The sequence below is a fragment of the Candidatus Methylobacter oryzae genome (assembly GCF_003994235.2).
In the GTDB taxonomy this organism is placed as follows: Bacteria; Pseudomonadota; Gammaproteobacteria; order Methylococcales; family Methylomonadaceae; genus Methylobacter_A; species Methylobacter_A oryzae.
In genome coordinates this window covers 26,727-49,050 of record NZ_RYFG02000096.1, presented here as the reverse complement: position 1 = coordinate 49,050, position 22,324 = coordinate 26,727, and the positions used below count along the sequence as shown (strand labels likewise).

General features: G+C 47.9%; 19 protein-coding genes. 11 read left to right on the top strand and 8 right to left on the bottom strand.

Features of this window, described 5'->3' with window-relative positions:
* Positions 1-190: 190 nt before the first annotated feature.
* Entirely contained in the window at positions 191-2,083 is a 1,893-nt protein-coding gene (locus EKO24_RS11345) for a DCC1-like thiol-disulfide oxidoreductase family protein (RefSeq protein ID WP_127029420.1), read from the top strand.
* A gap of 449 nt (positions 2,084-2,532) precedes the next feature.
* Here the strand turns inward: EKO24_RS11345 and EKO24_RS11340 are convergent, their stop codons facing one another.
* The 5 genes from EKO24_RS11340 to EKO24_RS11320 all read right to left on the bottom strand — a co-directional run bounded on the left by EKO24_RS11340 (position 2,533) and on the right by EKO24_RS11320 (position 8,615).
* On the bottom strand, positions 2,533-3,990 hold the full coding sequence (locus EKO24_RS11340) for a TrkH family potassium uptake protein (RefSeq protein WP_127029421.1): 1,458 nt from the start codon (positions 3,988-3,990) through the stop codon (positions 2,533-2,535).
* A gap of 70 nt (positions 3,991-4,060) precedes the next feature.
* Entirely contained in the window at positions 4,061-5,422 is a 1,362-nt protein-coding gene (gene trkA, locus EKO24_RS11335) for a Trk system potassium transporter TrkA (RefSeq protein WP_127029422.1), read from the bottom strand.
* Positions 5,423-5,488: 66 nt separating this feature from the next.
* Entirely contained in the window at positions 5,489-6,376 is an 888-nt protein-coding gene (gene sucD, locus EKO24_RS11330) for a succinate--CoA ligase subunit alpha (RefSeq protein ID WP_127029423.1), read from the bottom strand.
* Position 6,377: 1 nt separating this feature from the next.
* On the bottom strand, positions 6,378-7,571 hold the full coding sequence (locus tag EKO24_RS11325) for a malate--CoA ligase subunit beta (protein WP_127029424.1): 1,194 nt from the start codon (positions 7,569-7,571) through the stop codon (positions 6,378-6,380).
* A 93-nt stretch (positions 7,572-7,664) separates the two neighbouring features.
* Complete coding sequence (locus tag EKO24_RS11320) at positions 7,665-8,615, bottom strand: HpcH/HpaI aldolase/citrate lyase family protein (RefSeq protein WP_127029425.1); 951 nt, start codon at positions 8,613-8,615, stop codon at positions 7,665-7,667.
* A gap of 302 nt (positions 8,616-8,917) precedes the next feature.
* Between EKO24_RS11320 and EKO24_RS11315 the strand changes: the two genes are divergently transcribed.
* A complete protein-coding gene (locus tag EKO24_RS11315; RefSeq protein ID WP_127029426.1) occupies positions 8,918-10,084 on the top strand; it encodes an aminotransferase class V-fold PLP-dependent enzyme in 1,167 nt (388 codons plus the stop codon).
* Between the two features lie 147 nt (positions 10,085-10,231).
* Positions 10,232-11,203, top strand: a complete 972-nt coding sequence (locus EKO24_RS11310) for a 2-hydroxyacid dehydrogenase (RefSeq protein WP_127029427.1) — start codon at positions 10,232-10,234, stop codon at positions 11,201-11,203.
* Positions 11,204-11,252: 49 nt separating this feature from the next.
* On the opposite strand, the gene EKO24_RS11305 is transcribed toward EKO24_RS11310, so the two are convergent.
* From EKO24_RS11305 to EKO24_RS11295, 3 genes are all read right to left on the bottom strand, one after another.
* Complete coding sequence (locus EKO24_RS11305) at positions 11,253-12,044, bottom strand: ABC transporter permease (RefSeq protein ID WP_127029428.1); 792 nt, start codon at positions 12,042-12,044, stop codon at positions 11,253-11,255.
* Positions 12,031-12,693, bottom strand: a complete 663-nt coding sequence (locus tag EKO24_RS11300; protein WP_127029429.1) for an ABC transporter ATP-binding protein — start codon at positions 12,691-12,693, stop codon at positions 12,031-12,033. The genes EKO24_RS11305 and EKO24_RS11300 overlap by 14 nt, the downstream gene beginning before the upstream one ends.
* 68 nt (positions 12,694-12,761) lie before the next feature.
* On the bottom strand, positions 12,762-13,742 hold the full coding sequence (locus EKO24_RS11295; RefSeq protein WP_127029430.1) for a malate dehydrogenase: 981 nt from the start codon (positions 13,740-13,742) through the stop codon (positions 12,762-12,764).
* Positions 13,743-14,044: 302 nt separating this feature from the next.
* Between EKO24_RS11295 and EKO24_RS11290 the strand changes: the two genes are divergently transcribed.
* The 8 genes from EKO24_RS11290 (at position 14,045) to EKO24_RS11260 (ending at position 22,320) form a co-directional block, all read left to right on the top strand.
* On the top strand, positions 14,045-14,902 hold the full coding sequence (locus EKO24_RS11290) for an NADP-dependent methylenetetrahydromethanopterin/methylenetetrahydrofolate dehydrogenase (RefSeq protein ID WP_127029431.1): 858 nt from the start codon (positions 14,045-14,047) through the stop codon (positions 14,900-14,902).
* A gap of 26 nt (positions 14,903-14,928) precedes the next feature.
* Positions 14,929-16,257: a glycerate kinase type-2 family protein gene (locus tag EKO24_RS11285; protein WP_127029432.1), complete on the top strand. Its 1,329-nt coding sequence runs from the start codon at positions 14,929-14,931 to the stop codon at positions 16,255-16,257.
* 27 nt (positions 16,258-16,284) lie between these two features.
* Positions 16,285-17,538, top strand: a complete 1,254-nt coding sequence (gene glyA, locus EKO24_RS11280; RefSeq protein WP_127029433.1) for a serine hydroxymethyltransferase — start codon at positions 16,285-16,287, stop codon at positions 17,536-17,538.
* Positions 17,539-17,603: 65 nt separating this feature from the next.
* Positions 17,604-18,902, top strand: a complete 1,299-nt coding sequence (locus EKO24_RS11275) for an AAA family ATPase (protein ID WP_161990598.1) — start codon at positions 17,604-17,606, stop codon at positions 18,900-18,902.
* Positions 18,902-19,336, top strand: a complete 435-nt coding sequence (locus EKO24_RS11270) for a hypothetical protein (protein ID WP_127029435.1) — start codon at positions 18,902-18,904, stop codon at positions 19,334-19,336. Before EKO24_RS11275 ends, EKO24_RS11270 begins: the two co-directional genes overlap by 1 nt.
* A gap of 63 nt (positions 19,337-19,399) precedes the next feature.
* Positions 19,400-19,576 carry a hypothetical protein gene (locus EKO24_RS22390; protein ID WP_154671593.1) on the top strand — a complete coding sequence of 59 codons (177 nt, stop codon included), beginning with the start codon at positions 19,400-19,402 and terminating at the stop codon, positions 19,574-19,576.
* A 78-nt stretch (positions 19,577-19,654) separates the two neighbouring features.
* Positions 19,655-21,328, top strand: a complete 1,674-nt coding sequence (locus EKO24_RS11265; RefSeq protein WP_127029436.1) for a formate--tetrahydrofolate ligase — start codon at positions 19,655-19,657, stop codon at positions 21,326-21,328.
* A 62-nt stretch (positions 21,329-21,390) separates the two neighbouring features.
* Entirely contained in the window at positions 21,391-22,320 is a 930-nt protein-coding gene (locus EKO24_RS11260; protein ID WP_127029437.1) for a DHH family phosphoesterase, read from the top strand.
* The last annotated feature ends 4 nt before the right edge of the window (positions 22,321-22,324 follow it).

The window sequence follows — 22,324 nt, the reverse complement described above, 5'->3', positions numbered from 1 at the left end:
GTTAAGTGGGTATTCGCAGAGCACCCAGACGACGAAAAATAAGTCGTCAACCGATTTAGCCTTAACTTAGGCCGCAAATATCAATTCTTCGCGAATTGAGTGCGGCCTTTGTTTTGTCCGCATGTTTCAATACATAAACCCTACATTTCTTATATAATTTATACATTCTCTCGTTTTTCTATATCACGAAATGTATAAATTTATATCCCGTAAAATCCTAGAACTTCATTCCAAGCAGGCTCCCGTCACAGGTATAGGCTTGTTTCGGATTCTCTACGGTTTAATCACCCTGCAAGAGATCGCTTTCCTGCTGTATTTTAATCATTTAATTTTCGACCCTATCCCTTATATAGATGTCGAATTCCCGATGATTCCTTTTTTCCTGTGTCTTTGGGCGGTCGTTGCTGTTTTTGTCACGATTGGTTACCGCTACCAATTTGCAGCGACCTGCAATTATATTATCTGGATTATTTTTGTTAATTTCACGCCAATGCAGCGGGATTTTGACGGAGGCTTTGATTTATTCATGATCGGGGCGGGATTTTTCCTGCTTTTTATGCCTGGGGACAGGGCATTCTCTATAGATAGTCTTCGACGCAAACTGAGCACTCCTTTTACTCACTACAGCACCTACCCAAGACCAACAGTTTCAACGCTTGCCTACATCCTGCCCATCGCTATTTGCCTCGGCTTTCTTTACTTCGATTCAGCGATTCATAAAATGTTTGCCGAACATTGGCGTAACGGTCTTGGTACTTGGTTACCCGCAACTCAACCTTATTATGTTTCAGCAATCGACATGTCATGCTTACTGAACAATAAGGCTCTGCAGAACTTTCTTGGCTATACCATTCTAGTTTTCCAATTTACGTTTATCTTCTTCTTTACCCGGCGTCAGCTACGCGTAGTTTATTTATTGATAGGCCTCGGACTCCATCTTGGCATTACCTTGTCTTTTAATATCTACCCTTTTGGCCTGGGAATGCTCAGTTTTTACACCCTATTAATACCGTTTAAGTGGTGGCGCTGTATTGGTCAACTTGTTACCGCAAAAAAGCCGTCGCTTACCGTGTTTTATGATCAGCTATGCCCTTTATGTAACCGTACCGTCCTGATTCTTAATCATTTCGACATATTCAGCCGGATCGACTTTAAGAGCGCGCAAGAATACGCAGCACAATACCCAGCACTTGCCTGCATCAACAATGAAACGCTGTTAACCGACTTGTACGCGCTGGACGACCAGAATCGTATTTATTCAGGAGTCGACACTTATGCCCGGATATTTATAAAGATGGGATATTTATTACCTATCGGCGTTATTTTACGTATTCCGGGAATTCATCAACTTGCGTTAAAAAAATACCGGTCTATCGCCGACACGCGTAACCGCATTCCATGTACGTCTGACTGCCTTGTTCCACAAGTCTTGCCGGATAACACCCTTTACCATCAATTCTTTGAAAATGCTGCCTCACTAAGACCTAATGCATTTTCCAGGAAACTTACAAAATTATTGCTCGCCCTACTGATTTTACAATTGAATAGCTCTATTCATTACGGCCTGATTTACAGACTTAGCACCGACAGGTCTCAGAATCCTATCTCACAGGCCAGCAATGCTGTTTTAATGGTTTCACAAACATTTTTAGGTATAACTCCGCACGCACTTTATCTACACGACCATTTTGCAGGCTACGACCATATTTTGGCGATTACTTACACCGATCAAAATGGCGCAGAGCATTGGCTACCTTTTGTCAATGAAGAAGGCCGGCTCCTTGCTCCCAACTGGGGCCGTGTTCATTCTATGTGGGCGAACATTGCTGTAACACCAAATATCGACAACAAACGCCTGCACAAATTCATTATGAAAGTCACTGCTTTCTGGGGACAGAAAATCGGTTTAAATCTTGACAAGGTCGTTTTTAATATAAAACTTAAGAAAATTAGCGCGCCATCTTATTGGGTTTATGACCAGTTACAAAAAAACCTTTCCTCTTCCTGGACGACTATCGGCTCGGCAAAATGGGCTGATAACCGGATTTCTTACGACCTGCCTGATAACATCAATCAGCTTTAATATGTAGCCAATCAATCAATTTTTTATTATTGCATCATCATTCCAGTCATGATATAAAATACATGTGCTTTAATTAATGGCGCAAATTAATAAAAATAATTGAAACCCCTATGGAGGATATTCGAATGAATAAAATTTTATCTGTTATAGCTATGACATTAATGATTGTTGGCTTATCTGGCTGCCTGGATGATCCAGATAAATCAGCACAAAAAGTTTCTAGTTCTATCCAACTATAAATAGAACCTCTGGCAGCACCAAAAAACCCAGCACAAAGCTGGGTTTTTTGTTTTTACAAGCCGCGTTTTTACCTACAAAACACAATTAATTTATTGATCAATACCTAGTCATAGGACATGCATCCAACCTGGCTCTCTGCCAAAGCTCTCCGTAACATCCTTCATCCTCAGCTCCCGAAAAGTTTGAAAGAACCTTACAGTCTCCCAGCTCTATTTTTTCCAAAATTCCGGCACAAATAAAATAACAATGGAAAATATCTGTACCCGCCCCAAGAGCATTGCGAAAGTACAAATACCGGTTTGAATATCGCTCAGGCCGGCATAATTAGTTGCAGGCCCTACTTGATTAAGACCAGGACCAGCGTTGTTAAAACAAGCGATAATAGCCGAAAAAGCGCTTATAAAATCCATACCGCTCAACAACAGCATGAATACCAGAATAACGATGCTAATAAAATACAGGAAAATAAACCCGGTCACAGAAGTAACAATTTTATTATTCACCACCGTATCGCCGATTTTCATGGATCTAACCGCAAAAGGATGAATAAATTTGAACAATTCCAGGCGCGCCTGCTTCATCAGGATGATGGTACGAATCATCCTGATACCGCCACCGGTGGAACCTGAAGATGCCGAAATACAACTCAAAAACAACATCCACATTGGCACAAAAATAGGCCACTGATTAAAATCTTGAGTAGCAAAGCCACAATCGGTAGCGATAGAGACCAAATTAAATGTGGCATGGCGCAACGCAGAAAAAAAGTCCGGATAAGTACCCGCATGCCACAGCACAGACGCCGCTAACAGACAGCTCCCCAACACCAGAACAAGGAAAGCTCTTGCTTCCCTGTCATCAACATAGGGATTGAATGAAAGTTTTCTAAGAGCCACAAAATGAGTGGCAAAATTGATTGCCGCCAACAATTGAAAAGTGGTTAACACCATTTCGATAGGCAAGGAATTGAAAAATCCGACACTACTGTCATGCGTGGAAAACCCACTTAAACTCATTGCCGAGAAAGCATGACAAATGGCATCAAACCAGCCCAAACCAGCTAGGCGCAAAGCAATAATGCAAGCGAAAGTAATCCCCGCATAGACCAACCACAAAGCTTTTGCGGTTTGCGCTATGCGAGGCGGCAAGTCTGACTCCTTGACCGTTCCCGGCGATTCAGCAATATATAATTGCATGCCGCCAATACCAAGGATAGGCAAAATAGCGACCGCAAAAATGATGATACCCATCCCCGCTATCCAACAAATTTCATGCCGCCATAAATTAATTGACATAGGCAGTTGGTCAATACCGCTGAATACGGTAGCGCCGGTCGTAGTCAAACCGGAAACAGTCTCAAAATAAGCATCGACAAAGCTAAGCCCCGGCAGGTACATCATCAGGGGCAAAGTGCAAAATACGGGAATTATTGACCAGGTAATCGCTACCAGCAAGAAACCTGTTTGCCGAGTTACCTTTTTTGGAATACGTAACGTCGGAATAAACATCAACGCACCGACCAATGCAGTAATCAGGAAACCTTGATAAAAAGCATTCGTAGCACCGTCATCAGCGATAGCAGAAGTCAACCAACAAGTGGCCATTAAACCGCCAAATCCTACAGTAACTAAACCGAAAATATTGATGATCGTTAAAATAACATTCATGAGTGCGCTTGCAGTTTAAGCAAAGTACAACGGAAAGATATTAATGCTGAGCCCCCTTCCACCTTGCGTATTAAAGAGGTTGGAATTTTTTCTCAATATTTACGACTAACTTTTTATCCATCGCAAACATGACTACATGATCACCTTCTTCAAAGACCGTTTCATGATGGATCGAAATAACTTGCTGATTACGAATCAGCGCCCCCATAACAATGCCTTCAGGGAAATTAATAGAATCGACCCGAAACCCGACGACAGAGTTCAAATCGTTACTTTGGTGCGCAATCGCTTCTATAGCCTCAGCAGTACCGCCGCATAGCGAACTGACTTGCGCCACGTCGCCGCGGCGCACATGTTTTAGAATACTGCCGAGCGTCTCCTGATTAGGCAGCACCGCGACATCAATTCCCGTTCCAGGCAACAGCTTGCTATATGAAACATGGTTAAGCAAACAGATCGCCTTGCGGGCACCCAAGCTTTTTGCCAGAGAGGCGGAAACAATATTAACGCCGTCATTTTCGGTAATTGCACAAAACAAATCCGTACTATCGATAGATTCGTCAATTAGCATCGCTTCGTCGGCACAATCCCCCAGAAGCACCACGGCATGGTCAAGATCGTTAGCTATCTTATGAGCACGCCAAGGATCTTTTTCGATGATTTTTACCTGATGGTCATTTTCCAACGCCAGCGCTAAACGCTTGCCGACGTGGCCGCCGCCGGCAATGATAATTCGCTTTAACGGCGCTTCCAGCTTATTCAATTCCTTTAATACTTGACGCACTTCTTCACGAGGCGCCACGAAAAAAACTTCATCGCCGGTTTCAATAACGGACTCACCGTTTACCACCATCGGAACGCCTTGCCGAAAAATAGCCACTACGCGAATTTTACCGCCGACCAGGCGCTCTTTCAGCGTCTTGATTTTTTTACCCGTTAAAGAGCCGTCCGCGACCACTTTAACTGAAAAAAGGCGCACCAAACCATCGGCAAAATTGGAAATATGCTGAACACCGGGAAACTCAATCAAATTACGGATAGCTTCCATAACGATTTGCTCCGGACTGATAACAATATCCACCGGAATACCGTTCGGGCCGAACAGCTGCGGATTATTGAGATAATCGACGGCGCGAACTCGCGCGATTGTTTTCGGCCGGCTGTATAACGCATTAATGATTACACACGCCAGCATGTTGGTTTCATCGCTATCGGTAACCGCGATAATCATATCGGCAGTACGGGCTCCGGCTTGCTCAAGCACCTTAGGATGCGCTGCATTACCGGCAACCGTAGCAATATCGAAGCGCTCTTTTAACGCATCAAGCAGCTCCGTCCTAAAATCAACGACGACAATATCGTTTTCTTCGCTTGCCAATGCCCCGGCAACCGATGAACCCGTAACACCGGCTCCAAGAATAAGAATTTTCATTTATGTCCTGTAGGTATTAAAAAATCCACCAACTCAACGTTACCGCGGCATGTCACAAGATTTCAGTTACAGCTTGGCCAGCACTGACGCCACCGTTTCCCCCATAGCCGCAGGGGTTGGACAGATAGTAACACCCAACTCTCTGAGTATTGCCACCTTTTCTGCGGCACTTTCGCCCGCCGATGAAATAATCGCGCCGGCATGACCCATGCGCCGACCTTCCGGTGCCGTTAAACCGGCAATATAGGCGACTACCGGCTTAGTCATATGTTCTTTGGCAAAGATTCCGGCCTCGACTTCTTGCGGCCCGCCGATTTCGCCAATCATCACGACCACTTTGGTTTCCGGATCCGCTTCGAACTTTTCCAAAATATCGCGGTGCGAACTGCCGTTGATTGGATCGCCGCCGATACCGACAGACGTTGAAATACCGATACCCAAACGTTTCATTTGGTCAGCGGCTTCATAACCCAGCGTACCTGAACGACCGACAATGCCGACGTTACCCTGCATATAAATGTGCCCCGGCATAATGCCCAGCATGGCTCGTCCCGGACTGATAGTGCCGGCGCAGTTAGGACCGGTCAGCACCATCCGTTGTTCGACAGGAAAACGGCGCAAGAAATTCTTAACCGTCATCATATCCTGAGTCGGAATACCATCGGTGATCGCAACGCAATATTTAATGCCTGCGTCGGCAGCTTCCATGATCGAATCAGCCGCAAAAGCGGGAGGAACAAAGATGATGCTCGCTTCAGCACCAACTTGGTTGACGGCTTCTTTCACGGTATTAAAAACCGGCAAACCTAAATGAGTTTGGCCGCCTTTGCCAGGAGTGATGCCGCCAACAACGTTAGAACCATAATTAATCATGTCCTGAGCATGAAAAGTGCCGATCTTTCCGGTAAAGCCTTGAACAATGATGCGAGTTGTTTCGTTAATTAAAATAGCCATTTTATGCTCCCTGTGCCGCTTCTTTTGCAACCGCTTCATTACGCGCCTGCACCGCTTTTTCAGCCGCTTCGGCTAATGTTTCCGCGGTAATGATAGGCAAACCGCTTTCTGCGATAATACGGCGGCCTTCTTCAACGTTAGTTCCTGACAATCTGACAATCAGCGGTATTTTCATATCGATTTTCTTGACCGCCTCAACAACACCTTCGGCAATCCAGTCGCAACGGTTGATACCCGCAAAGATGTTAACCAGCATGGCTTTGACGTTCTTGTCAGCCAATACTAAGCGGAAAGCTTTTTCGGTGCGCTCGGCCGACGCGCCGCCGCCGACATCGAGGAAGTTGGCAGGCTCCCCGCCCGCCAGTTTAATCATATCCATCGTCGCCATCGCCAAACCGGCGCCGTTGATCATACAACCGATATCGCCGTCCAGGCCGACATAGCTTAAGCCACGATCGGCGGCAGCCATTTCGCGCGGATCTTCCTGGGTTTTATCGCGCAGTTCGGAAATTTTTTGCTGGCGGAACAGCGCGTTATCGTCAAAGCCCATTTTTGCATCCAAAGCCACCAACTCGTTGCTGCGAGTAACAACCAATGGATTGATTTCCAACATATTGACATCAAGGTCACGCAAAGCGCGGTAACAACCTTTAATAGTTTTAACCGCGTGGCTCATCACCTCAGGATCTAAACCCAATGAAAAGGCCATTTCGCGCGCTTGATAATCTTGCAAGCCTACGGCAGGCTCAATGTAGATTTTGGTAATTGCATCGGGATTGTTTTCAGCCAATTCCTCGATTTCCATGCCGCCTTGAGCGGAGCCGACCATCACAATGCGCTCCGAACTGCGATCAACCAAAAAGCAGAAATACATTTCCTTGGCAATATCGGTTCCGGCTTCAACATATAACCTGCCGCATACTTTACCTGCCGGACCGGTTTGATGAGTAACCAGCCTTTTGCCCAATAAGGCCTCTGCCGCCGCTTCAACTTCGTCGTGCGTTTTACAGATTTTAATACCGCCCGCTTTACCGCGAGCACCGGAATGAATCTGCGCTTTTACGGCCCAAATGTGCCCGCCAATATCTCTGGCGCGCTGCACGGCTTCTTCCGGACTGTAGGCCATGCCGCCTTCAGCGATTTTAACGCCATAGCCACTTAAAATTTCTTTCGCCTGATACTCATGAATATCCACAGCATCTCCCTTGTTGATTTTTATTACGTTAAAAAAACAAAAGGTGAAGGCACAAGGCGATATTTTCTCGCCTTGTGCCTTTCACCTTATGCCTTATTGATTTTTTGCGGCGATAGCTTCGGCAGCCCTGACCACGTTATTCGCCATTCTTTCCGATGCTGCGTCGATTAAACGCCCATCTAATGCTGCCGCGCCTTTACCTTGCGCTGCCGCTTCTTTTAGAGCGGCCAAGATGCGTTTTGCTTTGTCGACTTCAGCCGCAGGCGGGGTAAATACTTCATTGGCCAACTCAACCTGTGATGGATGGATTGCCCATTTGCCTTCGATGCCCAATGCCGCCGCGCGTCTTGCCGCCAATTTGTAGCCTTCGGGATCTTTTATATCTCCAAAAGGCCCATCGATAGGGCGCAAACCATAGGCACGGCAGGCAACCGTCATCCGGCTGATCGCAGAATGCCATTGGTCGCCCGGATAATCGGGATTCAAACCACCGATGTTAGTCGTTCTGGCACGATTGCTGGCAGCGTAATCGGCCACGCCGAAATGCAGGGCTTCAAGGCGGCCCGATGCGCCATTGCGGGCGATGTCTTCAACATTCGCCATACCCAATGCAGTTTCGATCAAGGCCTCAATACCAATCTTGTTTTTCAATCCTTGCTGCATTTCCAACTGGTTCAGCATGGCTTCTACCATATAAACATCGGAATAAACGCCTACTTTGGGAATCAAAATCGTGTCAATCTTTGCACCGCACTGCTCAACCAGATCCACCACGTCGCGCACCATGTACTGGGTATCCAGGCCATTGATACGTACTGAAACGGTTACGCCGTGCCCCTTCCAGTCCAGGTCGTTAATCGCTTCAATAATGTTTTTTCTGGCCTGTAACTTGTCATCCGGAGCTACCGCATCCTCAAGATCCAGAAAAATAAAATCAGCGCCACTTCTCATTGCTTTTTCAAACATCTCGGGGCTAGATCCCGGAACGGCTAATTCACAGCGTTGAACTCGTTGAACTGACGCTGCATATAAGGTGTGGCTCATTGGTACTTTCCTAATTTCATTGTTGTAAATCAGCACAGGTTAGCGTAACCCGACATTTTTCACTTACCGGGCACACTAGAGTAAACCCGGTCTACACGGCTTAAGCCGGACTTAAATTAACCGCACATTTTACTTTCAGAGGCCTCAAAGTCAATTTTTACCGTGTATTTTCCGAATTATGCCCCAAATCTAGTCTTGCCGATTCTTAGCGGCTATGTCATTATTGCCGGTTTTTGGATGTTGGCTTTTTCAACATCCAAGCTGCGTTAATCACTCAACCACTATATTTAAAGAGGCAAGCAATGGCTGGTCGTAACCATCTATATATTCCAGGCCCTACCAATGTGCCAAACGAAATCCTGAACGCTATGCATGTCACCATGGAAGACCATCGTTCTCCTGCGTTTCCCAAATTGCTGACACCTCTTTTACAAGATCTGAAAAAAATCTTTAGAACAGAAACAGGGCAAGCTTTTATATTTCCCGCGACCGGCACGGCAGGCTGGGAAGTTGCTTTGACCAATATCCTGAATCCCGGCGATAAAGTTTTAATTTACCGTTTCGGCCAATTCAGCCACTTATGGGCTGAAATGGCAAAACGCCTGGGGTTCGATGTTGAAATTCATCAAGAAACCTGGGGCAAAGGTATTCCTTTAGACAAACTCGAAGCGCGTTTAAAAGAAGACACCAACCACGAAATCAAAGCCGTTTTAGCGACACATAACGAAACCGCGACCGGCGTGACCAGCGACATCGGCGGCGTTCGTAAAGCGCTGAGTGCGGCAAATCATCCTGCATTCATGTTCGTCGACGGCGTCAGCTCTATCGCCAGCCTGGATTTCCGCATGGAAGAATGGGGCGTGGACGCTGCAATCAGCGGCTCGCAAAAAGGCTTTATGATGCCGGCAGGCGGCGCGTTCCTGGCATTCAGCCAAAAAGCGTTAAAAGCCGTTGAAACATCAACCTATCCACGCTGCTTCCTGGATTTGAAAGACCAGATGAACGCCAACAAAGACGGTTATACGCCTTACACGCCGGCGCTGCCTATTTTGTACGGCTTGCGCAAAGCGCTAGACTTATTGCTGGAAGAAGGCCTGGAGAATGTTTACGCCCGTCATCACCGTTTGGCTGAAGGCGTCCGTAAAGCCGCTGCGGCTTGGGGCTTGAGCATCTGCGCGCAGCCCGGCTTCGAATCCGATACCGTGACCGCAATTATGGTTCCTGCCGATAAAGATGCCAGGGACGTGATCAGCACCGCTTTCAGCCGCTACGATATTTCTTTAGGCGCAGGCTTGTCCGAACTTGCCGGCAAAGCGTTCCGTATCGGCCACGTTGGCGACATGAACGACGTTTCTATGCTGGGCTGTATCGCCGGCGTTGAAATGGCGATGCTGGACAACGGCTTTGATATCAAACCGGGTTCCGGCGTTGCTGCGGCGATTGAATACTACCGTTCAACTGCAAGCTGATCGATAAAAAATAGAACATGGATGACACTGATTTAGACGGATTTTTAAGCTATGTTATCAGTGTCCATCCTATCCGTGTCATCCGTGTTCCATTAAATATAATGCTGAATCCTTAACTTAACGGCATTACCCTTATGAGGATAATCCATGAGCAAACCAAAAGTCTTTGTTACCCGCAAATGGCCTGCCTCAGTCGAAGCAAAACTCAAAGCCCTTTACGATGTCACTTTAAACGAAGATGACCGACCGTTAAGCGCCGACGAATTCAGATCCGCCCTACAAAACTACGACGCCGTTTGCCCCACCGTTTGCGATTCATTTCCTGCCGACGTAATCAATGTCGACAACAAACGCTGCAAAATCCTCGGCAATTTCGGCGTAGGTTACAATCATATCGACATTAATGCAGCCAAAGCGCAAGGCTTGATAATAACCAACACGCCCGGCGTGTTGACGCACAGTACCGCCGATATTGCGATGACCCTATTGTTAATGTCCGCACGCCGCGGCGCGGAAGGGGACCGCCTAGTGCGCAGCAAACAATGGACAGGCTGGTGCCCGACGCAGATGCTGAGCAGCGATGTTACCGGCGCAACCTTGGGTTTGATCGGCTTTGGCCGTATCGCGCAAGCCATGGCAAGAAAAGCCCATCACGGCTTCGGCATGAAAATCGTCTATTTCAAACCCAGCCCGGCCGACGAATATGTGGTTGACGACCTTAACGCGACCCGTTGCGAGTCAATAGAAGAGCTGCTGCAAATAGCCGACTATGTTTCGCTACACTGCCCCGGCGGCGAGGCGACCCGGCACTTAATCAATGCCGACAAGTTAAAGCTGATGAAGCCGACCGCGCATTTAATCAATACCGCTCGCGGCGATGTTGTCGATAGCGCAGCGCTGATCGACGCACTTAAGAACAAACAGATTGCCGGTGCCGGACTCGATGTTTATGAAGGCGAACCGAATGTCCACGAAGGTTTTCTGGCACTGGATAACGTATCGCTACTGCCGCATCTGGGCAGTGCCACGTTAGGAACCCGCACAGCAATGGGAGAAAAAGTTTTGGCTAACTTGGCCGCATTCTTTGCCGGGGAAAGCCTGCCGGACCGCGTCGTTTAGTGAACCCAATCGCGCCTGCGTTCTAGGCGCAGCCGGATCGTCACAGAAATCAAGGTTTTTTAATCACCTCATCCCTCAACACATCAAACGCATTGAATGCAATATTCAGGCTGAGCCTCAAATTGAGTATGCTTGCCATTGTGGTGCCGGCAAAAATGCAGATCATGATCGCGATTTGATACTTCACCGCTATCCACGGTTCACTGCCGCCCAGAATTTGACCGGTCATCATGCCCGGCAGAGACACCAAACCCATTGTCGCCATGCCGGCAATAGTCGGATTGATCGCCGCTTTGACTGCATCGCGAAAATACGGACGCACCGCTTCCCAGCGCGTCGCCCCCAGCATCAGGAAAGTCGCATACTCGTTCTCATTCTTGCGTAGCGCCGAATAAAAGCGTTCCAACGCAATAACGTTGCCTTGCAGACAATTGCCGAGAATCATGCCGGCCAACGGCACAATATAGCGGGCATCGTAAAAGTGAGCGGGCTGAATAACCAGAATCACCAAATAAGCTGTTGAGAGCAGTATGCTAAACGCGATAGCTATAAAAGTCGCCAATGTAAAATAGCGCGCCTTAAGCCCGGCGCGCCTCAGAATGCTTAAATCCGCAACCAACAGCATCACCAATATCCATAAACCGTTGAGCCAAGGCTGGTTAAGCTCGAACAGCATTTTCAGGTAGATGCCGACCAGCGCCAATTGAATACTCATCCGCAACACGCCGACAACGATGTCCCGGCTCAAGCGCAGCCCAATCAGCCAAAGCAACAGCCACGGCAATAAACAAAGACCGTAAAGCAACGCCATTCGCGGCAGTTCAATATCAAGCGTTGCCATTGCGTTTTACCAGTGTCAACCGCCCCGCTTCAAGTTCAAGAACAATACCGCAGAGCTCCAGCCACGCCGGGTCATGAGCCACTGAGAGAACAGTCAGGTCAGGGTCGGAAAAAACATCGAACACGGCTTGCCGGCTTTCTGCGTCCAAGGCGCTGGTAACCTCGTCCAGCAAATACAATTTCTTTCCCAGCAGCAGCCCACGAGCCAACGCAACCCGTTGTTTTTCGCCGCCGGAAATACGGCTGCTTTCCTGGTTTAAAATATCCGCAGGCAATTGCAGGCGCTGCAACGCCTCAATCAGCCGCGCTTCCGTGGGACGATACTGTCTATGAGCTTTGAATTGAAAAGGCAGCAACAGCGCATCGCGCACGCTTTCAGCACCCAATATCGGTTCTTGGCCAATATACGCAGTGCAACTGCGAATGGCTTGGATGGTCGATGCAGTTAACCGTTGTTGCTGAAAATAAACCGCGCCTGACTTTATCGTGTGCAACCCCAGCAAGGTTCTCAGTACGCTGCTTTTGCCGGAACCGGATTTGCCGCATAACGCAGCCTTTTCACCGGCGAAAAGAGCAAAACTGATGTCTACTAAGATTGTTTTTTCGTGGGCGGTAACCGATACACGGTCAAATTGAATGATGGGAGACATGAAGCGATTGCGCTAACTTGGATTATGACGACAGCAATACACTTGAAAAGAGCGATCAAGCCGCGGCTTTATCGCAATAGATGCCTGACCGCGTCCCTTTCCGCTTTTAATTCAGCCTCGGTAATGCGCATTCTCTGCCTGCCGAATTCGTTAATCTCCAGGCCTCTGACAACATTAACTTCACCGTCGGCAACAGTAACCGGAAAAGAGAAAATCAATCCTGATTCAATACCGTAATTACCGTCCGACAATACGGCCATGCTAACCCAATCGCCTGGCTCGGTACCCAATGCCCAGGTTTTCATTTGCCCTATCGCCGCATTTGCAGCCGATGCGGCACTGGACTGCCCCCTGGCTTTAATAATTTCAGCGCCGCGTTGCTGGACAGTCGGGATAAATTCGTTAACGTACCAGTTATTGTCAACCAAGGATAAAGCATCCTGGCCTTTGACCTTGGCGTGATGAATATCGGGATATTGTGTCGTCGAGTGATTACCCCAGATCGCCATATTCTTGACGTCGGCCGGCAACACGCCGCATTTTTCAGCCAATTGACTTAGCGCCCGATTATGATCCAAGCGGGTCATTGCGGAAAAATTCTCCGGTTTTAAATCCGGCGCATTGCTCAACGCAATCAGTGCATTAGTATTAGCCGGATTGCCCGTTATCAGGATTTTTACCTCTCTACTGGCGACATCATTCAGGGCTTTACCTTGAACGGCAAAAATTTCTGCATTTACTTCCAACAAGTCCTTGCGTTCCATGCCCGGCCCTCTCGGCCGCGCGCCAACTAAAAAAGCATAATCGACATTCTTGAAAGCCACTCGCGGGTCATCCGTGACTTCAATGCGATGCAGCAAAGGAAAAGCGCAATCTTTCAACTCCATCACCACGCCTTGCAAAGCATTCATGGCCGAAGGAATCTCAAGCAAATGCAATACGATCGGCTGGTCGCGCCCCAACAATGCACCGGCAGCCAACCGAAACAGCAAAGAATAACTGATTTGACCTGCGGCGCCTGTTACAGCGATATGAACGGGGGTTTTCATCTGATTCTCCTTTAAATTATTTTTTTCCTAAGCCAATTTTGGCAAAACTACCGAACCACTTGGAAAATATCGCAACTAAGTCCATTCCCGACAACGCAAAACAATCACAGCATAATTCCATTTTCACAGATAATAACGAAGATAAGCATCTACAAGCAAGCCTATCGACAAACATGCTTGAGATTCCAAGCATGACTAACGGGAAGCAGGCTAAATAAGGCAGCGTTTTGTTTATTGAGTATAATAGGACGGTTTTATAACCGTATTTTATAGATACCAGAACAACCACCACGAGTAAGTTAATGAAAAAACTGTTATTCCAATTCGATACAGACACTCACCCTTCAGTTTTCGATACTGTTGTAGCCTATGACGGCGGTGCGGACCATGTGATCGGACACGGTGGATTAACACCCGAGAACGTCTCGGCTTTGGTAGATGGCGCAATATTTACCCGGGCGCCCAAAGACAAGAAAAATACCGCTATTTTTGTCGGCGGCAGCGATATGATAGCCGGCCAGGCATTATTCACAGCGGTGCAAAAACACTTTTTCCCCGGCTTTCAAGTTTCAGTCATGCTCGACAGTAACGGCAGCAATACCACAGCCGCCGCCGCCGTTGCAAAACTTGCTTCCAGCGGCACCTTGGCCGGTAAAAAAGCGGTAGTATTGGCCGGTACCGGTCCGGTCGGTCAACGCGCAGCGGCCATGCTGGCTAAAGAAGGCGCGGATGTGACATTGACCGGCCGAAAAATGGAACGTGCCGTTCAAGCTTGCGAGAATATGAAAGCCCGCTTCGGCGTTAACCTGACTCCAGCCGAAGCTTTCGATAACGATGCCCGCGCCAAAGCAATCGAACACGCCAACATCGTTTTTGCAACCGGCGCGGCAGGCGTAGAGCTGCTCACCCCGGAGCAATGGCAGCACAATCCCCACATTGAAATGATGGCCGACGCCAACGCTACGCCTCCTTTAGGCATTGGCGGCATAGACGTCATGGATAAAGGCGTTGTGCGCAACGGCAAAATCATCTGGGGCGCCATCGGTTTCGGCTCGTTAAAGTTGGCCTTGCACCGCGCTTGTATTGCAAAGCTATTTGAAGACAACAAGCAAGTTTTCGACGCTGAAAATATCTTTGCTCTGGCAAAGGAAATGGCCTAAACACCGTCTATTTCCACGATACTGAGATGAATTCCTTAGCAGATACAGCAGCTGGTTTGGCATCCGTGCGGCAAGATGCCTTGAGCCTTTTCCAGGCCGGCATAACCGCAGCCGATCCTTATCAAGCGGTTAAACGTCATCTTGCCCCGGAACTCTTTAACGGTTATTCAAAAGTCCATCTTATCGCTTTTGGCAAAGCCGCCTGCGCAATGGCTCAAGCCGCTGCGGAAATCGTTCCCGCCGGAATGTTGGCCGGCAAAGGCATTGCCGTAACCAATTACGACAACGTAACCGACGTCGATAATGTCGACGTGTTCGGCGCATCGCATCCCTTGCCCGATACCGCCGGGCTTAACGGCGCGAAGCTCATTGCCGAGCGGGTACTAAATGCCCAACAGCATGAACTGGTATTGGTACTGGTCAGCGGCGGCGGCTCGGCCTTGATCCCCTATCCTGCCGATCAAATCACGTTACAGGAAAAAATTGCCGCGACCGATTTACTGCTGGCTTCCGGAGCAACCATCAATCAAATTAACTGCGTGCGCAAACATTTATCGCGGCTAAAAGGCGGCGGCTTGGCGCGAATGGCCGCGCCGGCCCATCTGCATGCATTGATTTTATCGGATGTCTTGGGCGACGATTTAAGCGCGATTGCCAGCGGCCCGACCGTTGCCGACGATACCACTTACGCCGATGCAATCGATATTCTTAAAGCCAAAGACATTTGGCAACAGATACCGGCCAATGTTCGCAAGCATCTTGAGCAAGGCCAATCGGGAGCGATTGCCGAAACGCCCAAACCGGGCGACAGCATTTTCAACCATACCGAACATACGCTGATCGGCAGCAATAGCATCAGCGTCAATGCGATGTTACAAAGCGCCCGGAAGCTGGATTATGCAGCCGAACTCTACAGCGGCCATTTATGCGGCGAAGCCGGCGAAGAAGCTGAAAAGTTGGTTCTGCACGCCAAAGCACTGACTATTAATAAACCCACCGCGCTGTTGGCCGGCGGCGAAACCACCGTCACGCTGAAAGGCGACGGTCGCGGCGGCCGCAACCAGGAAATAGCGCTGGCGTTTGCGATTGCTGCCGAAAAATACAACTTAACCGACAACTGGGTATTCCTTAGCGGCGGCACCGACGGCCGTGACGGCCCCACCGACGCGGCAGGCGGCATCGTCGACCGCCACACAATAAAACGCATGACTGAAGCGGGCATCAGTCCGATTGAGCGGCTTAAAAACAACGATTCCTACCACGCCTTAAAAGCATCCGGCGATTTACTGAATACCGGCGCGACAGGCACTAATGTCGCCGATCTGCAAATACTGCTGATCCAGCCCGCACCTTAAACAAAAATTTTAATCCAGGAGAACACCATGTTTAAAAAATCCATGACCATCGAAGGCTTCGACGACGAATTGTTCCAAGCCTTAGAAGAAGAACGCAACCGCCAGGAAGACCATATCGAACTGATCGCCTCGGAAAACTACGCCAGTCCTAGGGTTCTGGAAGCGCAAGGCACTGTGCTGACCAATAAATATGCCGAAGGCTACCCCGGCAAGCGTTATTACGGCGGCTGTGAATTCGTCGACAAAGTCGAACAACTGGCCATCGACCGCGCCAAAGAACTGTTCGGCGCTGACTATGCCAACGTGCAACCGCATTCAGGCTCGCAAGCCAACATGGCTGTATTCATGGCCTTGGTTCAGCCGGGCGACACCATTCTGGGCTTGAGCCTTGCCGACGGCGGCCATTTGACGCACGGCGCAAAACCGAACTTCTCCGGCAAAATTTACAATGCAGTGCAATACGGCCTGCATCCCGAAACCGGCGAAATCGATTATGCGCAAGTGGAAGCACTGGCTCTGGAACACAAACCCAAAGTGATCGTAGCCGGTTTTTCGGCTTACTCGCGCGTCTGGGATTGGCAACGTTTCCGCGACATCGCCGATAAAGTCGGCGCCTACCTGTTTGTCGATATGGCTCATGTCGCCGGCTTGATTGCCGCAGGTTTATACCCTAATCCTGTGCCTATTGCCGACGTAGTCACCAGCACCACTCACAAATCCCTGCGCGGCCCGCGCGGCGGCTTGATTTTGTGCAAGAGCAACCCGGAACTGGAAAAGAAATTCGACTCCAACATCTTCCCCGGCATTCAAGGCGGCCCGCTGATGCATGTGATCGCGGCCAAAGCCGTTGCGTTTAAAGAAGCGATGCAGCCCGAGTTCCGCGCTTACCAACAACAAGTGATTAAAAATGCTCAAGCGATGGCTTCAGTGTTTATCAAACGCGGCTTCGACGTGGTTTCCGGCGGCACCGACGATCATTTAATGCTGGTTTCGTTAATCGCCAAAGGCATCACCGGCAAAGCGGCCGACGCAGCTTTAGGCAGAGCCCATATCACCGTTAATAAAAATGCCGTACCTAACGATCCGCAATCGCCGTTCGTGACCAGCGGCATCCGCGTCGGCACACCAGCACCAACCACCCGCGGCTTTAAAGAACAGGAAATGATCGAAATCGCGAATATGATGTGCGACGTGATGGAAAACATCGACGACGAAACCGTCATCGCCGCCGTGCGCGAGAAAGTCCACAATCTGTGCGCGCGGTTTCCGGTTTATAGTTAATGAGTAGGTCGGGCAACTGCTTTTCGTTGCCCGACATTTCGGCTTATTGTTTTCGGGAAAGATTAATGGAACGCATCGAAATTAATGGTTTTTTAACCATAGATCACGCAGATTTTGAGATAAAGAAAATCAATATCCTAATCGGTGCGCAAGCTCAGGGTAAAAGCGTTATTGCCAAGCTTGTCTATTTTTTTAAAAACTTTTTTCAAGATACTTTTATTCCATCAGTCGAAAAACTTGAGACAAAGGGAACCCTTGATAAGAAATGTTTAATCCAGTTTGAGCAAATTTTTCCTCGTTATTCATGGGCGAATCAGGAATTTTCTATTATTTATAAAAATGAGAATTATGAGCTATCGATTATAAGAGCCAAAGTAGGCAACAAATACATATTGAAGGTTACTTATGGTAAAGAGCTAACGGATTTCTATAAGGAATTAAAAAATAGTTACAAACTGGCTTTGGATGAATTTGATGCGAGAGCTGATCAAAAAAACGAGAAAAACACACCAACAAGAGAAATGATCTTCCATCGGACATTTTCTGACAAATTATATGCTTCCGTATTTAGTGAAATATATAAAAAGCCTATCTTTATTCCTGCAAGCCGATCTTTTTTTATTAATCTACAAAAACACATTTTTTCATTCCTTGCTAATAATATCGATATAGATCCTTTTATTAAAGAGCTTGGTTCTCGCTACGAACAATCGAGACGGATTCATCAAGGTGTTTTTTTTCGCGATGATGAGCTTAGTGAGGTGGCAGCTAGGAAAAAAGTAGATAAACTTGTTAGCGATATAGTTGTTGGTGAATATGTTTATGCAGAAGAGCAAGATTGGATTTTAAATAAAGGTAAAAAAACTAATTTGGCTAATGCTTCATCAGGTCAGCAAGAATCATTACCTATGCTTTTGATATTGAAAACCTGGCCTTTTTTTTATGGAAAGAAAATACATCAAACCTTTTTCATAGAAGAACCCGAAGCCCATCTGTTTTCCGTATCACAGAAGCAAATTATCAGCCTGATTGCCACAATATATAACAGCTTCGGACATTCCTTTTTTATTACTACGCATAGCCCTTATATATTAACGGCTATAAATAATTTAGTAGTCGGACATGACGCCTACGACAAAGCCAATGGCGATAAAAATAAGCTAAAGAAGCTCGAAAAAGTCCTGGCAACTGATGAATTAATTCGTTTAGAAGACGTATCTGCTTATACCTTAAATAAAGGCAAGCTGGAGTCCATCATTGATATGGAAAATCGATTGATTGGCGCAAATCTGCTTGATGCAGTATCAGATGAGTTCGATGCGGCGTTTAGCGTGGCTACTGAAATTTTGTACGGTGCTGAATAATGGATTATGAAAAATGCACCACTCAAACAACCAACAAATTGATAACAGCCAGTGAAAAAAACAGAAAACTGACAATAAAAAATCCATCGGCAAAAGTGGTAAGAAAAATCAAAGTCGATGGCTGTTTGATTACTGATTCAAACAAGCGTTGCGATTACATGTTTGAAATTATTGATGATCCTGCTTCTGATAAAATTAGCAATGTAATTTATTTAGAACTGAAAGGCCGCCATATTCAAGAAGCCTACGAGCAACTAGTTGCCACTATCGACAGATTTATTGCTGAACATCACGGAATTAAAAAGGCATGTCATATTGTTGCATCAAGAGTGCCAAGAACGGGACCAGAAGTTCAGCAATTGCAAGTTGAGATGTTAAGAAAAAAGCAGGCCAAACTCACTGTAAGTACTGCCCAAGCTTTTGTAACCATTTAGCTCATTATATTTTATCGTTTCACGTTACCTTACATATCCAAGGATTCGAACTGGTGTAAATTGATGACACACCCCATTAAAGAAGACAGTAAACCAGCTAAAAAACGCCGCGCACCGCCTCCTCAATTTGTCGAACAAGTAAAGGAATTAGGCGATGTCATGTCCTCTGTTTCAGCTACAGATTGGGGGCAAATTGAATCCGTTAGCCGGGAGTTTGCGAACTCCCGCAAGAATACATAGCCGTGCTGGATTTCGTACCTTAATCCACGCGCTAAAAATAATTAACAACTAAAATCAACCAACTTTTTCTAAAAAACAATGTCAGACATAGAAATCGCCCAACAAGCCCACATGCAACCAATCATCGGTTTAGCAAAAGAACGCTACTGCATCGACGCCGAGCATCTCGACCCTTACGGCCATTACAAAGCCAAACTGTCGCTGGAATACGTCAACAGCCTGGCCGACAAGCCGGACGGCAAACTGATTCTGGTCACGGCGATCAGCCCGACTCCGGCAGGCGAAGGCAAAACCACGACGACCGTGGGCCTAGGCGATGCGATGAACCGCATCGGCAAGAAAACCATGATGTGCCTGCGCGAACCGTCGCTGGGCCCATGTTTCGGCGTTAAAGGCGGCGCGGCCGGCGGCGGCTACTCGCAAGTAGTGCCTATGGAAGACATCAACCTGCATTTTACCGGCGATTTTCATGCGATCGGCGTCGCGCATAACTTGCTGTCGGCATTAATCGACAACCACATCAATCACGGTAATGAGCTGGACATAGATCCCCGGCGCATTCAATGGAAACGCGTCGTTGATATGAACGACCGGGCATTGCGCAACATCGTCGTCGGCATGGGCGGCCCGGCCAACGGCTATCTGCGCGAAGACGGCTACGACATCGTGGTCGCGTCCGAAGTCATGGCGATTTTGTGCCTGGCAACCAGCCGCGCGGATCTTAAAGAACGCCTGGGCCGCATCGTGATCGGCTACAAATCCGACAAAGTCACGCCGGTTTACGCCCGCGACCTGAACGCCCACGGCGCAATGGCGGCGTTGTTGAAAGACGCGATCAAGCCCAACCTGGTGCAAACACTGGAAAACAATATCGCAATCATCCACGGCGGCCCATTCGCGAACATCGCACACGGCTGCAACACGGTGACCGCGACCAAAACTGCGCTGAAATTGGCCGATTACGTCGTCACCGAAGCCGGCTTCGGCGCGGACCTGGGCGCGGAAAAATTCATCGACATAAAATGCCGCATGGCGGGTTTGAAACCTTCGGCCGTGGTACTGGTCGCAACGGTCAGGGCGCTTAAATTCCACGGCGGCGTTGTTAAAGAAGAATTGAACCTGGAAAACCTGGCGGCGCTGGAAAAAGGTTTTGAAAACCTCGAACGCCACCTGCACAACATCAATCATCATTACGGCCTGCCTTGCGTAGTCTGCATCAATCACTTCACGTTTGACACCGATGCGGAAATCGCCTTATTAAAGCAAAAATGCGAAGCGCTGGGCGCGAAATGCGTAGTGTCCAAACATTGGGCCAAAGGCGGCGCCGGTGCGGAAGAGCTGGCTCAAGAAGTCGTCAACATAGCAGCTGACCGCGAGCCGGAATTTAACTATGTTTACGATGAAAACCTAAGCCTTTGGGAAAAAATCGAAACCATCGCGACCAAGCTGTACGGTGCGGCCAGCGTCACCGCCAACGCCAAAGTCAAAGGCCAGTTGGCTGCCTGGGAGGCCGATTACGGCAAGTTCCCTATCTGCATGGCAAAAACCCAGATGTCGTTTTCCACTAATCCGAATGCCAAGGGCGCGCCGTCCGGGCATACCGTTGAAATCAGGGACGTTCGTTTGGCGAATGGCGCGGGCTTTATTGTCGCAATTGCGGGTGATATGATGACAATGCCCGGCTTACCTAAGGTTCCTGCGGCAGAAAGAATTGATATTGATAATAACGGCAAAATCACCGGATTATTTTAACCACAAACGGGAAGGCCTCCCCTGCCTTCCCGTCTTATTTTCCTTTCATCAAAGGCAACACCATGACAGACCAAAAATTTCGACTCGTTACTCGCAGTGATTTTGACGGCTTAATCTGCGCTGTTTTATTAAAAGAACTGGACCTGATTGACGATATTACCTTTGTTCATCCCAAGGACATGCAAGACGGTATCATCAATATCACCGACCGCGACATCACCACCAACCTGCCTTATGTTAAAGGCGTACATCTGGCATTCGACCATCACTTAAGCGAAACCATCCGTAACGAAAAAGCCGAAAATCACATCATAGACCCTGAAGCACCTTCAGCGGCACGAGTCGTTTACGATTATTACGGCGGCGCAACCCGCTTCCCTGCCAGCTGGAATGAAATGATGGCCGCTGTCGATAAAGGCGATTCGGCCCAGTTTAACCGGGAAGAAATCTTGAATCCGGAAGGTTGGGTGTTAATGAACTTTTTGATGGATGCGCGTACCGGTTTAGGCCGTTTCAGGGACTTTACCGTATCGAATTATCAATTAATGATGAACCTGATCGATTACTGCAAAAACCATGCTATCGATGACATCTTGCAGCTTCCTGACGTTCAAGAACGTGTTACGTTGTATAAAGAACACGAAGCGGCAGCTAAAGAGCAAATTCAGCGCTGCTCGACCGTTCATAATAATTTGGTTGTACTGGATTTGCGTAATGAAGAAACCATCTACGCCGTTAACCGTTTTATGATTTATGCGCTGTATCCGGAGTGCAATATTTCTATTCACGTAATGTGGGGCGTTAAACAACAAAACACTGTTTTTGCGATTGGTAAATCTATCTTGAATCGCTCCTCTAATACCAATGTCGGCGAACTTTGCCTCAGTTATAACGGCGGCGGCCATATGAATGCAGGAACGTGCCAAGTCGACAACCTGGATAGCGCTGAACATTTAAAAAACATCATTGCAAAAATCAACCAAGACGGCTGATTAG

Coding starts and splice junctions, on each gene's coding strand:
- EKO24_RS11345 (WP_127029420.1), top strand. CDS start 191: ATGTATAAATTTATATCCCGTAAAATCCTAGAACTTCATTCCAAGCAG.
- EKO24_RS11340 (WP_127029421.1), bottom strand. CDS start 3,990: ATGAATGTTATTTTAACGATCATCAATATTTTCGGTTTAGTTACTGTA.
- trkA (WP_127029422.1), bottom strand. CDS start 5,422: ATGAAAATTCTTATTCTTGGAGCCGGTGTTACGGGTTCATCGGTTGCC.
- sucD (WP_127029423.1), bottom strand. CDS start 6,376: ATGGCTATTTTAATTAACGAAACAACTCGCATCATTGTTCAAGGCTTT.
- EKO24_RS11320 (WP_127029425.1), bottom strand. CDS start 8,615: ATGAGCCACACCTTATATGCAGCGTCAGTTCAACGAGTTCAACGCTGT.
- EKO24_RS11315 (WP_127029426.1), top strand. CDS start 8,918: ATGGCTGGTCGTAACCATCTATATATTCCAGGCCCTACCAATGTGCCA.
- EKO24_RS11310 (WP_127029427.1), top strand. CDS start 10,232: ATGAGCAAACCAAAAGTCTTTGTTACCCGCAAATGGCCTGCCTCAGTC.
- EKO24_RS11305 (WP_127029428.1), bottom strand. CDS start 12,044: ATGGCAACGCTTGATATTGAACTGCCGCGAATGGCGTTGCTTTACGGT.
- EKO24_RS11300 (WP_127029429.1), bottom strand. CDS start 12,693: ATGTCTCCCATCATTCAATTTGACCGTGTATCGGTTACCGCCCACGAA.
- EKO24_RS11295 (WP_127029430.1), bottom strand. CDS start 13,742: ATGAAAACCCCCGTTCATATCGCTGTAACAGGCGCCGCAGGTCAAATC.
- EKO24_RS11290 (WP_127029431.1), top strand. CDS start 14,045: ATGAAAAAACTGTTATTCCAATTCGATACAGACACTCACCCTTCAGTT.
- EKO24_RS11285 (WP_127029432.1), top strand. CDS start 14,929: ATGAATTCCTTAGCAGATACAGCAGCTGGTTTGGCATCCGTGCGGCAA.
- glyA (WP_127029433.1), top strand. CDS start 16,285: ATGTTTAAAAAATCCATGACCATCGAAGGCTTCGACGACGAATTGTTC.
- EKO24_RS11275 (WP_161990598.1), top strand. CDS start 17,604: ATGGAACGCATCGAAATTAATGGTTTTTTAACCATAGATCACGCAGAT.
- EKO24_RS11270 (WP_127029435.1), top strand. CDS start 18,902: ATGGATTATGAAAAATGCACCACTCAAACAACCAACAAATTGATAACA.
- EKO24_RS22390 (WP_154671593.1), top strand. CDS start 19,400: ATGACACACCCCATTAAAGAAGACAGTAAACCAGCTAAAAAACGCCGC.
- EKO24_RS11265 (WP_127029436.1), top strand. CDS start 19,655: ATGTCAGACATAGAAATCGCCCAACAAGCCCACATGCAACCAATCATC.
- EKO24_RS11260 (WP_127029437.1), top strand. CDS start 21,391: ATGACAGACCAAAAATTTCGACTCGTTACTCGCAGTGATTTTGACGGC.